Origin of the sequence: Streptococcus oralis (assembly GCF_964238205.1) — a bacterium.
In the GTDB taxonomy this organism is placed as follows: Bacteria; Bacillota; Bacilli; order Lactobacillales; family Streptococcaceae; genus Streptococcus; species Streptococcus oralis_CZ.
Genome location: NZ_CAXSLF010000008.1, coordinates 37,517 through 54,649, shown reverse-complemented (window position 1 = coordinate 54,649; position 17,133 = coordinate 37,517). Strand labels below are relative to the sequence as shown.

The 17,133-nt window shown below is 43.4% G+C and carries 2 protein-coding genes; both read right to left on the bottom strand.

The window, feature by feature from the left end; genetic code table 11:
* Window positions 1–67: 67 nt before the first annotated feature.
* Window positions 68–13,177: a GEVED domain-containing protein gene (locus ACESOD_RS09615; RefSeq protein WP_373095493.1), complete on the bottom strand. Its 13,110-nt coding sequence runs from the start codon at window positions 13,175–13,177 to the stop codon at window positions 68–70.
* A gap of 262 nt (window positions 13,178–13,439) precedes the next feature.
* A complete protein-coding gene (rpoC, locus tag ACESOD_RS09610) occupies window positions 13,440–17,102 on the bottom strand; it encodes a DNA-directed RNA polymerase subunit beta' (RefSeq protein ID WP_373095491.1) in 3,663 nt (1,220 codons plus the stop codon).
* Window positions 17,103–17,133: the final 31 nt, after the last annotated feature.

The following is a 17,133-nucleotide window of genomic DNA, read 5'->3' as shown; positions in this document are numbered from 1 at the left end:
TAGTGCATCGCACGATGCACTAGTTTCTTATTAGAAAGTTGACTTTCTCACTACTTTACAGACTTGATTAGTCTTCTTTCTTTTTACGAGCCATAAGTCCGAATCCACTTAAGACACCTAACAAGCCAAGCGCAGCAAGACTAGCATGATCTTCAGTACCAGTATTTGGCAACTGAGGAGTAGTTGTCTTAGCTACTGCTTCAGTTACTGGAGTTGATTCCCTTGGTGTTTCTGGAACTTGGATTGGTTTTGGTTCTGGCGTTAATTTCGAATCTGGTGTCGGTACCGGATTCGGTGTTACCACCTTCTTGTAGATGTGTTGGATATTACCGTCTTTATCTACAACCGTCTTCACAAACTCGTAACCTGAAATTTCTTTCTCAGGTTGTTCACCGTTCTCAGTCGGATATCCTGGAATTGGATTTCCATTTTCATCAACATAAGAGGTCGTAATCTTTTCGTAGACGTGCTCGGTATCTCCATTCGGAAGTTTCTTCGTTTCTACGAAGCGGTAACCTGGGATAGCTTTCTTCGGTTGTTCGCCATCTTCACTTGGATATCCTGGAATTGAATTACCTTCTTTATCCTTGAATGATGTCTTAACTTGTTCGTAGACGTGCTCGGTATCTCCGTTCGGAAGTTTCTTAGTCTCTACGAAGCGGTAGCCTGGGATTTCTGCTTTTTCTTGTTCACCATCAACTGTAGGATATCCTGGGATTTCTTTTCCTTCTTTATCCTTAAATGATGTCTTAACTTGTTCGTAGATGTGCTCGGTATCTCCGTTTGGAAGTTTCTTCGTTTCTACGAAGCGGTAACCTGGGATTTCTTTCTTCGGTTGTTCGCCATCTTCACTTGGGTAGCCTGGAATTGCTTTACCTTCTTTATCCTTGAATAATGTCTTAACTTGTTCGTAGACGTGCTCGGTATCTCCGTTCGGAAATTTCTTAGTCTCTACGAAGCGGTAACCTGGGATAGCTTTCTTCGGTTGTTCACCATCTTCACTTGGATATCCTGGGATTTCTTTTCCTTCTTTATCCTTGAATGATGTTTTAACTGGTTCGTAGACGTGCTCGGTATCTCCGTTTGGAAGTTTCTTAGTCTCTACGAAGCGGTAACCTGGAATTTCTTTCTTCGGTTGTTCGCCATCTTCACTTGGATTGCCTGGAATTGAATTGCCTTCTTTATCCTTGAATGATGTCTTAACTTGTTCGTAGACGTGCTCTGTATCTCCATTCGGAAGTTTCTTAGTCTCTACGAAGCGATAACCTGGGATAGCTTTCTTCGGTTGTTCGCCATCTTCACTTGGATATCCTGGAATTGAATTGCCAGCTTTATCCTTGAATGATGTCGTAACCGATTCGTAGACGTGCTCTGTATCTCCGTTCGGAAGTTTCTTAGTCTCTACGAAGCGGTAACCTGGAATTTCTTTCTTCGGTTGTTCGCCATCTTCACTTGGATATCCTGGAATTGAATTGCCAGCTTTATCTACAAATGTAGTAACTGGTGTTACGGTTGGGGTGTATGTTGCAGAAGCTTTTGTTCCGTTCATATCTTCACGAACAACTGTTACAGATGGAGCTGTGCCTGTGAATTCAGATTCTGGTTTAAAGGTTACTGTTCCGTCTGCTGCTACCGTATAAGTACCAACACCTGGGATAGTCTTCGTTGTTGAACCATCTTCGAAGGTTGCTGGTACATTATCATTCATTGGAACACGACTATCGCCTTCCTTGAATGCTGGTTTACCAGACTGTTCTTGACCTTTTGATCCAATAGTTGTAGCTGGTTCCGCTGTTGGTGTTACAGGAGTTACGGTTGGTGTATAAGTTGCAGAAGCCTTAGTGCCATTCTTATCTTCACGAACAACTGTTACGGCTGGTGCTTCACCTGTGAATGATTTTTCTGGTACAAATGTTACTGTTCCGTCTGCTGCAACTGTATAGGTACCAACGCCGTCAACTGTCTTAGTTGTTGAACCATCGTCGAAGGTTGCTGGAACATCATCGTTCATTGGTACACGACTGTCGCCTTCAGTAAATTCAGGCTTACCTGTTTGAGTTTGACCTTGTTTACCTGTTGATGTTGTTGGTTCAGCAGTTGGTGTGACTGGGGTTACGGTTGGTGTGTATGTTGCAGAAGCTTTTGTTCCATTCTTATCTTCACGAACAACTGTTACGGCTGGTGCTTCACCTGTGAATGATTTTTCTGGGACAAAGGTTACTGTACCATCTGAAGCTACTGTGTACGTACCTACGCCGTCAACTGTCTTAGTCGTTGAGCCATCGTCAAATGTTGCTGGAACAGCATCGTTCATCGGCACACGGCTATCACCCTCAGTAAATTCAGGTTTACCGGTCTGAGTCGCACCTTGGATGTCTGTTGTTTCCACTGGTGTTGCAGTCGGAGTTACTGGAGTTACGGTTGGTGTGTATGTTGCTGAAGCCTTAGTTCCGTTCTTATCTTCACGAACAACCGTCACTGCTGGAGCAGTACCTGTAAAGCTTGGTTCTGGAACAAAGGTTACTGTACCATCTGAAGCTACTGTGTACGTACCTACGCCGTCAACTGTCTTAGTCGTTGAACCATCGTCGAAAGTAGCTGGAACGTCATCGTTCATTGGTACACGGCTATCGCCTTCAGTAAATTCAGGTTTACCTGTTTGAGTTTGACCTTGTTTACCAGTTGATGTTGTTGGTTCAGCAGTTGGTGTAACTGGGGTTACTGTTGGTGTATATGTTGCAGTAACTGGAGTACCGTTCTTATCGACACGTTTAACCGTTACGCCTGTACCTTCTCCTGTAAATGATTTTTCTGGTACGAAGGTTACAGTTCCGTTCGGAGCGACTGTGTAAGTTCCTTCTCCTGGAATTGTCTTCGTAGTTGAGCCATCTTCAAAGGTTGCAGGTGTATCATCATCCATTGGGATTGCAGGGTTACCAGGTGTGAAGCTTGGTGTACCTGTTTGCGTTTGACCTTGAATGTCTGTAGATGTTGCTGGATCAGCAGTTGGTACAACTGGAGTTATCTTAGGTGTGTAAGTTGTTTCAGCAACAGTTCCGTTTGTATCTTTACCTTGAACCTTAACTGGAACCACATCACCTGAGTAAGATTTATCCGTTGGTGTGAAGGTCACAACACTAGTTTCTTTATCAACAGTGAAGGTGCCAATCACATCACCTGCTGGTGATTTCGCCTCTACTGAGGCTGCTGGCTGACCATTTTCATCAAGAAGAGTAATGGTATCCTTGTCGATTGGTGCAACTGGGTCACCTTCTGTGAAGGTTACAGTTCCAGTTTGAACCACACCTTGAGGTGCTTCTGATTCAGCTGGTGTTGCTGTTGGAGTTACTGGTGTAACTGTTGGTGTGTACTTAGCAGTAACTGGAGTTCCGTTCTTATCGGCACGTTTCACCGTTACGCCTGTACCTGTTCCTGTGAATGATTTCTCAGGTACAAATGTTACGGTTCCATCTGGAGCTACTGTGTAAGTTCCTTCTCCTGGAATTGTCTTTGTTGTTGAGCCATCGTCGAAAGTAGCTGGAACGTCATCGTTCATTGGCACACGACTATCGCCCTCAGTGAAGATTGATCTACCTGTTTGAGTTTGACCTTGTTTACCAGTTGATGTTGTTGGTTCAGCAGTTGGTGTAACTGGGGTTACTGTTGGTGTATATGTTGCAGTAACTGGAGTACCGTTCTTATCGACACGTTTAACCGTTACGCCTGTACCTTCTCCTGTAAATGATTTTTCTGGTACGAAGGTTACAGTTCCGTTCGGAGCGGCTGTGTAAGTTCCTTCTCCTGGAATTGTCTTCGTAGTTGAGCCATCTTCAAAGGTTGCAGGTGTATCATCATCCATTGGCACATTTGGATCACCTTCTGTGAAGGTTGGTTTACCAGATTGTGTTTGGCCTTGAATATCAGTCGATGTAGCATCTTCAGAAGTTGGTACAACAGGAGTAATCTTCGGTGTATAAGTTGTTTCAACTGTAGTTCCATTTGCATCAGCTGCTTGAACCTTAACTGGAACAACATCACCTGAATAAGATTTATCTGTTGGTGTGAAAGTAACTACACCTGTATCTTTATCAACTGTGTAAGTACCAATCACATCACCTGCTGGTGATTTCGCCTCTACTGAGGCTGCTGGTTGACCAGATTCATCAAGGAGAGTAATTGAATCCTTGTTAATTGGTACTACTTCATCACCTTCTGTGAAGGTTACGGTTCCAGTTTGAACAAGACCTTGAGGTCCAGTAGATTCAGCTGGAGTTGCTGTTGGAGTTACTGGTGTAACTGTTGGTGTGTACTTAGCAGTAACTGGAGTACCGTTCTTATCAACACGTTTAACCGTTACGCCTGTACCTTCTCCTGTAAATGATTTTTCTGGTACGAAGGTTACAGTTCCGTTCGGAGCGACTGTGTAAGTTCCTTCTCCTGGAATTATCTTCGTAGTTGAGCCATCTTCAAAGGTTGCTGGTACATCATCATCCATTGGGATTGCAGGGTTACCAGGTGTAAAGCTTGGTGTACCAGTTTGAGTTTGACCTTGGATGTCTGTAGATGTTGCAGGATCAGCAGTTGGTACAACTGGAGTTATCTTAGGTGTGTAAGTTGTTTCAGCAACAGTTCCGTTTGTATCTTTACCTTGAACCTTAACTGGAACCACATCACCTGAGTAAGATTTATCCGTTGGTGTGAAGGTCACAACACTAGTTTCTTTATCAACAGTGAAGGTACCGATCACATCACCTGCTGGTGATTTCGCCTCTACTGAGGCTGCTGGCTGACCATTTTCATCAAGAAGGGTAATGGTATCTTTGTCGATTGGAGCAACTGAATCTCCCTCAGTAAAGATTACAGTTCCAGTTTGAACAAGACCTTGAGGTCCAGTAGATTCAGCTGGAGTTGCTGTTGGAGTTACTGGTGTAACTGTTGGTGTGTACTTAGCAGTAACTGGAGTACCGTTCTTATCGGCACGTTTCACCGATACGCCTGTACCTTCTCCAGTGAATGATTTTTCTGGAACAAATGTTACGGTTCCATCTGGAGCAACAGTGTAAGTTCCTTCACCTGGAATGGTCTTGGTTGTTGAACCATCATCGAAGGTTGCTGGAACGTCATCGTTCATTGGCACACGGCTATCGCCTTCAGTAAATTTAGGCTTACCTGTTTGAGTTTGACCTTGTTTACCAGTTGATGTTGTATCTTCTGCTGTTGGAGTTACTGGAGTCACAGTTGGTGTGTACATAGCTGTAACTGGTGTGCCATTTTTATCAACACGTTTCACCGTTACGCCTGTACCTTCTCCAGTGAATGATTTTTCTGGAACAAATGTTACGGTTCCATCTGGAGCTACTGTGTAGGTACCAACGCCGTTAACTTTCTTGGTAGTTGAACCATCATCAAACGTAGCTGGAACGTCATCATTCATTGGTACACGGCTGTCGCCTTCAATAAATTCAGGCTTACCTGTTTGAGTTTGACCTTGCTTACCTGTTGATGTTGTATCTTTCGCAGTCGGAGTTACTGGTGTCACAGTTGGTGTGTAAGTCGCAGAGGCTTTGGTTCCGTTCTTATCTTCACGAATAACCGTTACAGCTTGTGCCTTACCTGTGAATGATTTTTCTGGAACAAAAGTTACTGTTCCATCGGCTGCTACTGTGTAGGTACCAACGCCGTTAACTTTCTTGGTAGTTGAGCCATCATCAAACGTAGCTGGAACAGCTTCATTGATAGCTACTGTTTTCTCAACGCCATCAACAGTTACTGTTCCACCCTTGAATTCAGGCTTACCTGTTTGGGTGGCACCTTGGATATCAGTTGTTTCAGCTGGAATTGCTGTTGGTGTGACCGGAACGATTTCAGGCGTGTAAGTTGTATCCACCTTGATACCGTTTGAGCTTTCAGCTTGAACCTTGGCTGGTGTTACTACACCTGTGTATGATTTATCCGTCGGTGTGAAGGTTACTTGTCCAGTTGCTGGATCAATTGAATAAGTACCAATTTCAGTTGTGCCATCTGCAGCATAGGCTGGTGTAGTTGCCACTTCATTACCATCTTTGTCCAAAAGTATGTAGCTATTATCTTTAATCATAATAGCCTTATCTTCACCGTTCACTTGAACAGTTGTTCCTGCAAAGGTTGGTCTACCTGTTTGAGTGGCACCTTGGATATCTTTAGATGTAGCTGGTTTAGCTGTTGGAACAGCTGCTACAACAGTTGGTGTGTAGGTCGCATCTGATGTAATGGTTGCTGTCTTACCGTCTGCGTTGGTAATAGTCGCAGTCGCCTGAACTGTTACACCAGTTGCAGTACCAACAAAGTCTTTCTCAGGTGTGAAGGTAACTGCTCCAGTTGTAGGGTCGATAGTATAGCTACCTTCACCTGCTACTGTTACAGTAGTTTCATCAGTAGGTTGACCAGTTGCTGGATCGACCAATTTCTTACTTGTGATTTCAGCAGTCTTATCGTTGCTCAAATCAAAGGTCGGTGTTTGTGTTTGAGGAACATTTTGAACATCCTCAGATACCTTGTCTGTAGGAGTAATTGTAATTGGTGTTACCAATGGTGTGTAAGTCGCTGAAGCTTTTGTACCATTCATGTCTTCACGAACAACGGTAACAGCTGACGCAGTACCTGTAAAGCTTGGTTCTGGAACAAATGTCACCGTTCCGTCTGCTGCCACTGTGTAAGTACCAACACCATCAACTGTCTTCGTAGTTGAGCCATCATCAAATTTAGCTGGAACAACATCGTTCATCGGCACACGGCTATTACCTGCAGTAAATTTAGGTTTACCTGTTTGCGTTGCACCTTGAACATCTGTTGATTCAGCTGGTGATGCAGTTGGGGTAACAGGAGTTACTGTTGGTGTGTAAGTCGCTGAAGCTTTAGTACCGTTCATGTCTTCACGGACGACTGTCACTGCTGGAGCTGTTCCTGTAAATGATTTCTCAGGTACGAAGGTTACTGTTCCATCGGCTGCTACTGTGTAAGTACCAACACCATCTACAGTCTTAGTAGTTGAGCCATCATTAAACGTAGCTGGAACAGCATCGTTCATCGGCACACGGCTGTCACCTTCGGTGAATGCAGGTTTACCAGTCTGAGTTGCACCTTGGATATCCGTTGTTTCAGCTGGTGTTGCAGTCGGAGTTACTGGAACAATTTCAGGTGTGTAGGTTGTATCCACCTTGATGCCGTTTGAGCTTTCAGCTTGAACCTTTGCTGGTGTTACAGCACCAGTGTATGATTTATCAGTCGGTGTGAAAGTCACTTGGCCAGTGGCTGGATTAATTGTGAAAGTACCGATTTCAGTTGTACCGTCAGTCGCATAAGCTGGCATAGTTGCCACTTCATTACCATCATTATCCAAAAGTGTGTAGCTATCTTCTTTAATCGTAATCGCTTTATCTTGACCATTTACTTGAACAGTTGTTCCTGCAAAGGTTGGTGTTCCAGTTTGTGTCGCACCTTGGATATCTTTTGAAGTGGCTGGTTGAGCTGTTGGAACAGCAGCTACAACAGTTGGTGTATAAGTCGCATCAGATGTGATCGTTGAAGTCTTACCATTGGCATTTGTAATGGTTGCAGTTGCTTGAACTGTTACACCTGTTGCAGTTCCGACAAAGTCTTTTTCAGGAGTGAAGGTTACTACTCCTGTAATAGGATCAATTGTATATGTTCCTTCGCCTGCTACTGTCACAGTTGTTTCATCGGTTGGTTGACCTGTTGCAGGATCAACCAATTTCTTACTTGTAATTTGAGCAGTTTCATCATCACTCAAGGCAAATGTAGGAGTCTCTGTTTGAGGAACATTTTGAATGTCTTCAGAAACTTTATTTGTTGGAGTAAGAGTGACCGGATTTACAGTTGGTGTATAAGTCGCAGAGGCTTTGGTTCCGTTCTTATCTTCACGAACAACGGTTACGGCTGGTGCAGTTCCTGTAAAGCTTGGTTCTGGAACAAATGTCACAGTTCCGTCTGCTGCTACTGTGTATGTACCGACACTATCAACTGTCTTAGTTGATGAGCCATCGTCAAATGTTGCGGCAACATCATCATTCATCGGCACACGGCTGTCGCCTTCAGTGAATACAGGCTTACCAGTTTGTGTAGCACCTTGGATGTCTTTTGAAGTTGCTGGACTTGCTGTTGGAGTCACAGGCGTTACTGTTGGTGTGTAGGTCGCTGAAGCTTTAGTACCATTCATGTCTTCACGAACGACTGTAACTGCTGGTGCTGTGCCTGTAAAGCTTGGTTCTGGAACAAATGTCACAGTTCCAGCTGCTGCAACTGTATAGGTACCAACGCCGTCAACAGTCTTAGTTGTTGAACCATCGTCGAAGGTTGCTGGAACGTCATCGTTCATTGGTACACGGCTGTCGCCTTCAGTGAATTCAGGTTTACCTGTTTGTGTCGCACCTTGAACACCTGTTGTTTCAGCTGGAGTTGCTGTTGGTGTTACTGGGGTTACGGTTGGTGTGTAAGTCGCTGAAGCCTTAGTTCCATTCATGTCTTCACGAACGACTGTGACTGCTGGTGCTGTGCCTGTAAATGATTTTTCTGGTGCAAATGTCACCGTACCATCTGAAGCCACCGTGTAAGTACCAACGCCGTCAACTGTCTTCGTAGTTGAACCATCGTCGAAGGTTGCTGGAACGTCATCGTTCATCGGTACTCGGCTATCACCCTCAGTAAATACAGGTTTACCTGTTTGCGTTGCACCTTGGATGCCTGTTGATGTTGTATCTTCTGCTGTTGGTGTTACTGGGGTTACGGTTGGTGTGTAGGTCGCTGAAGCCTTAGTGCCGTTCTTATCTTCACGAATAATCGTTACAGCTTGTGCCTTACCTGTGAATGATTTTTCTGGAACAAAAGTTACTGTTCCATCGGCTGCTACTGTGTATGTACCAACACCATCCACTGTCTTAGTAGTTGAGCCATCATCAAACGTAGCTGGAACATCTTCATTGATAGCTACTGTTTTCTCAACACCATCAACGGTTACTGTTCCACCCTTGAATTCAGGCTTACCTGTTTGGGTGGCACCTTGGATATCAGTTGTTTCAGCTGGTGAGGCAGTTGGAGTAACAGGAGTTACAGTTGGGGTGTATGTTGCTGAAACCTTAGTTCCGTTCTTATCTTCACGAACAACCGTCACTGCCGGAGCAGTTCCTGTAAATGATTTCTCAGGAACAAATGTCACAGTTCCGTCTGCGGCTACTGTGTATGTACCAACACCATCTACTTTCTTAGTCGTTAAACCATTATCAAATGTTGCTGGAACAGCTTCATTGATAGCTACTGTTTTCTCAACACCATCAACGGTTACTGTTCCACCCTTGAATTCAGGTTTACCAGTCTGAGTTGCACCTTGAATATCAGTTGTTTCAGCTGGTGTCGCTGTTGGGGTTACTGGAACGATTTCAGGTCTATAAGTTGTATCCACCTTAATACCGTTTGAGCTTTCAGCTTGAACCTTGGCTGGTGTTACGGCACCAGTGTATGATTTATCAGTCGGTGTGAAAGTCACTTGGCCAGTGGCTGGATTAATTGTGAAAGTACCGATTTCAGTTGTACCGTCAGCCGCATAAGCTGGCATAGTTGCCACTTCATTACCATCTTTGTCCAAAAGTGTGTAGCTATTATCTTTAATGGTAATGGCTTTATCGTCACCGTTCACTTGAACAGTTGTTCCTGCAAAGCTTGGTCTACCCGTTTGAGTGGCACCTTGGATGTCTTTTGAAGTTGCAGGACTTGCCGTTGGAACAGCTGCTACAACAGTTGGAGTGTAAGTTGCATCGGAAGTAATAGTTGAAATCTTACCGTTCGCATTTGTAATAGTCGCAGTTGCTTGAACTGTTACACCTGTTGCAGTTCCAACAAAGTCTTTTTCAGGTGTGAAGGTAACCGCTCCTGTAGTAGGATCAATTGTATAACTACCTTCGCCCGCTACCGTTACACTTGTTTCATCAGTTGGTTGGCCAGTAGCTGGATCTACTAATTTCTTGCTAGTTATCTTCGTAGCCTTGTCATTGCTTAACTCAAATGTAGGTGTTTGAGTTTGAGGAACGTTTTGAACATCCTCAGAAACCTTATTAGTAGGTGCGATTGTAACTGGCGTTACAGTTGGAATGTACTTAGCTGTAGCTGTTTTTATAAACTCTGACTGAACTTGTTTATTTTTATCTCGTCCAACTGGTGCAGTAAGTGAAACTGTTACTCCCTTAGCAGTGCCAGTAAATCCTGGTTCCGGCACAAAGGTAACTTTCCCAGTCAAATCATCTAAGTAGTAAATTCCTTCCCCTTCTACAGTCACAACAGGATCATTGATAACTTTGCCAGTCGTAGGACTCACAAACTTAGCCGGATAATCAAAATCAGGTGTGATTTTAACTTTCTCACCATTACTATTTGTACCCTCTAGTTCAAACTCTGGTGTACCTATTTGAGTCGCACCTTGAACATCAGTCGAAGTTTTGTCAACTCCTTCGATTTCAATTGGAGTGACTGTTGGAACGTATTGACCATCCATGGTATTCAACTGACCATTAATGTTTGCTTCTTGATCTGGGAATTTTGTTGACCAACCAGTATCATAACCGTTGTTATCTGAACGACGGATAGAAATACCATCAGCTGTTCCAATGAAGTTATCTTCAGGAATAAATTCAACGTCGACATCTTTACCGTTGGCAGTAATCTTGTACTTACCTTGTCCTGGAACGACATAGTAACCGTCCGCATCAAGAGTTGCACGGTTGCCATCTTTATCAACGATGTATGGTTCTACCGTTTCGTCAATAACGGCACTGGAATTAAGCTCATACTTATGTTCTCCACGTGCTGTAAAGGTTACAGTTGCAGTTTGCTTCGCCCCTTGAAGACCACTTGTTTCTTTGAATTCCCCTTTTGGTGGGTGCGTAATTTGAGTTCTGAAGTCTTCCACTTCCCCTGAGAAGGCCATACCAGTTGGGCTCTCAATCTCGGTAGCTTTCTTGGCAATACGAACACGAGCACCTAGTTCTTTAACGCTAGGATCGATATAAGTCTTGCTCTTTGCAAAGGTCAACTCAACGGTGCCGTCATTTGTGATTCTTGCAAGATCAGAGCGTTCATCTTCATCAAAGATACCATTTTGGTTAAAGTCTATCCAACCATAGATATAAGCTTCTGAAGCTCCATCTGTATGGGCTTGAATTGACAGTTTGTAGTTACCTGGGCGTGTACGGTCCATCTTGATCATCTCATTGGTTGTACCTTTAAGCTCATCTGGAAGCAATTGATTAATTCCTTCATCAGCCGTGGTTGCCTTATCATCACCGAACCAGTCAAGAGTCGTATTCTCATCCATATCTGGGCTCACATTACCAATATACGGTTGATTTACTTTAGCCCCAGTTACGCCATCTACAGTTGCAATGGTATGCATAGCCTTGCCGTATGACTCAGGAGCGTCTCCTTCATCAATTGGGAAGAATCCTAGCATTGCTGACTGTTTACCACCTGAAGCGATATAAAGCCCCACTTCAGATGCACCACGCGTCATAACGATTGGAACAGTATAATTACCTGCAGAAATGTTTGGTCCAAAGATACCAGTTCCTAGACCACCTGTAACTTGGTCAGGATTTCCAAAATACTTCCAAGCTACTGGTTTCTTATCAGGTCCAACTTGATTAGAATCACGAAGTTGTCTTAGGTTAATGTTATTATATTTAGGTGTAGATCCAAAAAGATTTTCAGTATCTTGTGGTGAATATGTTACAGAAGTAGTTGGTCTGATAAACTTTTTCCATTCTCCAAGGTGTTGCCAACCTTCTCCATTGGTAGTAAACATAACAAATTCACCTGGGTTAGCAGACTCCCCATCAGCCATAACAATAGCTGGCTTAACTGTCTTGCCACGGAAGGTTGCAGAGATTTCAAACTGAACTCCAATATTTCCACCATTCATAGCTGAACCCATGGTAGTCTTCTTGGTTTTCGTATCAACGTTTTCAAATCTAATTTCAGTCCAATTATTTTGAGCATCAGCGACAACATCGGCTTCCATACCATCATTAAAAGCTTTTTTAGCGCCTGTTGAAGTTACACCACTTACATAGCCATTTTTTGCATTTGGATCATAGGTTGCTTTTTCGGCTTCTGTAGCTCCTTGATTTTCCATCCGTTTCTTATAAATCTCAGTTGCTTGGAAAGGCTTCAAGGATTTGACTTTTACAGTGACTACATAGCCAGGCATGATTTCCTTGGTATAAGTAGCGCCAACTTGAAGAGCTAATTTTTCTTCTAAATTTTTATCAGGAAAAGCGTCATTTTTAGGAACGAGGACTGTTTTTGCCCCTGTCCAGTTGGCTACATCTCCAAAGTCCAACCAAGTAATCTGGCTAGTCAAAGATTTTGCGTCAAGGTCTGTTGTGAAGCCAGGTTTTTCAACTTTTGGAGTTGAAGTTGCGTCTTCAACATCTGCACCAATCCCAGAGGTTGTTGTATCCGCACGAAATGCTGTATTTTTATTAATCTCCTTACCATTACGAGGATCGTTCTGACCTGTATTTGCGATTGCATTTGTACCTTCTGCTGGCTGAGTATTTGCTGCTGGTTTTCCGATACTTTCTTCAGTTTTTTCAGTAACTTCAGCCTTAGCTTCCACAACTGGTTTTGCTTCTGCTACTACCTTATTTTTAAGTTTTGCATTCACCATTGTTACCAGTGATTGATAAGCAGCATCCAACTCAGCTTGACTTTCAGCAGAGACAAGAACATTCTTAGCATTAACAAGACTTACTTTTAAAGCATCAATACTTTCATCAGTCTTATTGCTATATTTACCATTTGCCAAGTTTGCTTCAATCTCAGCAATATAGGCTTGTAATCTTGTTTGATCTAGTTCAAGCTTTGTCTCAGTTGCAACTGGGACAACTGGAGTTGCCTGATAAGTTGTAGCATCTTCTTTCTCAGCTTGAGACGTAGAAAGAGATTCTGGCTGTTCCTTTTCAGTTGTCACAGCAACCTCGTCAGTTTGCTTATTCTCAGCGACTTCTTCAGCTGCTACTCCTGTAGCAGTTCCAAGCATAACTAAAGTTCCTAGTAAAACTGAACAAACTCCTACATTTAACTTACGAATTGAAAATCGACTAATACGATCATTAAACAGATCATTTTTCACTAATATTACCTCCGAGTTGCATAAAATTTAACTTAGTTTAGAATAAATATGTATTTACTATCCATTATATTTCGTAAACTACTCGCTGTTATATTTTATCATGTCAGCCGTTGAATACCAAGCATTTTGCTCAATTTTTCTGAAAAAATTTTCTACTTTTATAGTTCAAATTATTCAGTAAATCATATAAAAATTAATATACCTTTTCTATATATTTAATACAAAAAAAGAGGGATAACCCTCTTTTTGTTTAAGTATTATTTTATTCGCTTACTTCAACAGTTTCAACGACTTCTTCTACAGTCGTATCTACTGAAGCTTCTTCTTGAGAAGATGCTAGGTAAGACTCTTCATTGATAGCTTGTGGTTCAAGGTTACGGTAACGTGCCATACCTGTACCAGCTGGGATAATCTTACCGATGATAACATTTTCCTTAAGACCAAGGAGATGGTCTTTCTTACCGCGGATAGCCGCATCTGTAAGGACACGAGTTGTTTCCTGGAAGGAAGCTGCTGACAAGAAACTATTTGTTTCAAGTGAGGCTTTGGTGATTCCCATAAGGACTGGACGACCTGTCGCTGGCACTCCACCTGCGATGAGAACGTCCTTGTTAGCATCTGTAAAGTCATTGATGTCCATAAGAGTTCCCATGAGAAGATCTGTGTCCCCTGGATCCATAACACGAACTTTACGGATCATTTGACGAACCATTACCTCAATGTGTTTGTCTCCGATTTCTACCCCTTGGCTACGGTAAACTTTTTGGACTTCACCGAGAAGGTAGGTTTCAACTGACAAGACATCACGTACAGCAAGGAGACGTTTTGGTTGGATAGAACCTTCTGTCAATGCTGCACCACGAGAAACTTGGTCTCCAACTTCGACACGCATACGGGCTGTAAATGGTACCACATATTCGCCTTCTCCAGTTTCACCTTTAACGAAGACTTTCTTAGTACGAGTTGAAGCATCTTCTTCGATAGCAGTAACTTGTCCTTTAACTTCTGTGATAACCGCTTCCCCTTTAGGATTGCGGGCTTCAAAGATTTCTTGGACACGAGGAAGACCCTGAGTGATATCGGTATTTGAGGCAACCCCACCCGTGTGGAAGGTACGCATTGTAAGCTGTGTACCAGGTTCCCCGATAGATTGGGCAGCGATTGTACCTACTGCTTCACCGACTTCAACCGCATCACCAGTCGCCAAGTTGATACCATAACAGTGACGGCAAACACCATGACGAGTGTTACATGTAAATACTGAGCGGATGGTTACTTCTTCAACACCAGCATTAACAATTTCACGAGCCTTGTCTTCTGTGATCAATTCATTTGGACCAATGATAACTGAACCAGTTTCTGGGTGTTTAACAGTTTTCTTAGTGTAACGACCATTGAGACGTTCTTCAAGAGACTCAATCATCTCTTTACCTTCAGTGATAGAACGGATCAAGAGACCACGGTCTGTTCCACAGTCATCCTCACGGATGATCACGTCTTGGGCAACGTCAACCAAACGACGAGTCAAGTAACCTGAGTCGGCTGTCTTAAGGGCCGTATCGGTCATACCTTTACGAGCACCGTGAGTTGAGAAGAACATTTCGAGTACTGACAAACCTTCACGGAAGTTTGAAAGGATTGGCAATTCCATGATACGTCCGTTCGGAGCAGCCATCAGACCACGCATACCGGCAAGCTGTGAGAAGTTTGAGATGTTACCACGGGCTCCAGAGTCCATCATCATAACGATTGGGTTCTTCGGATCTTGGTTGGCAATCAAGCGTTTCTCAAGTTTTTCACGGGCAGCACGCCATTCAGCTGTAACAGCATTATAACGTTCGTCGTCTGTGATCATACCACGACGGAATTGTTTAGTGATTTGTTCTACACGTTTATGTGATTCTTCGATGATTTCAGCCTTGTCTTCAACAACTGGAATATCGGCAATACCCACTGTCAAGCCTGCAAGAGTTGAGTGGTGGTAACCGAGGTTCTTCATACGGTCAAGTAGGGCAGAAGTTTCTGTCGTACGGAAACGTTTGAAGATTTCAGCGATGATATTTCCAAGGTTTTTCTTCTTGAATGGAGGGTTAAGCTCAAGTTTGCTGATAGCCTCCTTGATATCTCCTCCTAGTGGCAAGAAGTATTTATCTGGAACACCTTCTGTCAAGTTAGCATTGTTTGGCTCTTGCAAGTAAGGTAGACCTTCTGGCATGATATCGTTGAAGAGAATCTTACCAACAGTTGTAAGCAAGACTTTATGTTTTTGCTCTTCTGTCCATGGTTTGTTGAGGCTGTCTGTTGCAATACCTACACGTGAGTGGAGGTGAACATAGCCATTGCGGTAAGCCATAACAGCTTCATCACGGTCTTTGAAGACCATTCCTTCACCTTCACGACCAGCTTCTTCCATGGTCAAGTAGTAGTTACCCAAAACCATATCCTGAGATGGAGTAACAACTGGTTTACCATCTTTCGGGTTCAAGATGTGCTCAGCAGCCAACATCAAGATACGAGCTTCTGCTTGGGCTTCTTCTGAAAGCGGTACGTGGATGGCCATTTGGTCCCCGTCAAAGTCGGCATTGTAGGCTTCACAGACAAGTGGGTGTAAGCGAAGGGCTTTACCGTCAATCAAGACAGGTTCAAAGGCTTGGATACCCAAACGGTGAAGGGTCGGTGCGCGGTTCAAAAGCACTGGGTGTTCCTTGATAACTTCTTCGAGGATATCCCAGATACGCTCATCTCCACGTTCCACCAAGCGTTTAGCGGCTTTAACGTTTTGCACGATATCACGCGCTACGATTTCACGCATCACAAATGGTTTAAAGAGCTCGATAGCCATTTCACGTGGCACACCACATTGGTACATCTTAAGAGTTGGACCAACGGCGATAACGGAACGTCCTGAGAAGTCAACACGTTTACCGAGCAAGTTTTGACGGAAGCGTCCTTGTTTACCTTTGAGCATGTGGCTCAATGATTTAAGTGGACGGCTACCTGGTCCTGTAATTGGACGACCACGACGACCATTGTCAATCAAAGCGTCAACCGCTTCTTGAAGCATACGCTTCTCATTTTGAACGATGATACCTGGTGCGTTCAACTCAAGCAAACGAGCCAAACGGTTGTTACGGTTGATAACACGACGGTAAAGGTCGTTCAAGTCAGATGAGGCAAAACGGCCACCATCCAACTGCAACATTGGACGAAGATCTGGTGGAATAACCGGAAGGATGTTAAGAATCATCCATTCAGGTTTATTTCCAGACTTGTAAAAGGCATCCAAAACATCCAAACGACGGATGGCTTTGATACGTTTTTGTCCAGTTGCTGTCTTTAATTCTTCTTTAAGCTCAGCAATTTCTTTTTCAAGATCTACTTGTTTCAAGAGATCTTGGATAGCTTCGGCACCCATTTTAGCAACGAATGATCCGTAGCCATATTCACGCAAGCGCTCACGATATTCACGCTCTGTCATGATAGATTTGTGCTCAAGTGGTGTATCCTTTGGATCAATCACCACGTAAGCAGCAAAGTAGATTACTTCCTCGAGGGCACGAGGACTCATATCAAGGGTCAAGCCCATACGGCTTGGAATTCCCTTGAAATACCAGATATGAGATACAGGAGCTTTCAACTCGATGTGTCCCATACGTTCACGACGAACTTTTGTACGCGTTACTTCAACACCACAACGGTCACAAACAATCCCTCTGTAACGAATGCGTTTGTACTTACCACAAGCACATTCCCAGTCTTTTGTAGGACCAAAGATGACTTCGTCGAATAGTCCTTCACGTTCTGGTTTCAACGTACGGTAATTGATTGTTTCAGGTTTTTTGACTTCTCCATAAGACCATGAACGGACTTTACTTGGAGAAGCTAGTGTGATTTGCATACTTTTAAAACGATTTACGTCAACCACTATTTCTTCCCTTTCTATTCTAAGTGAGCTA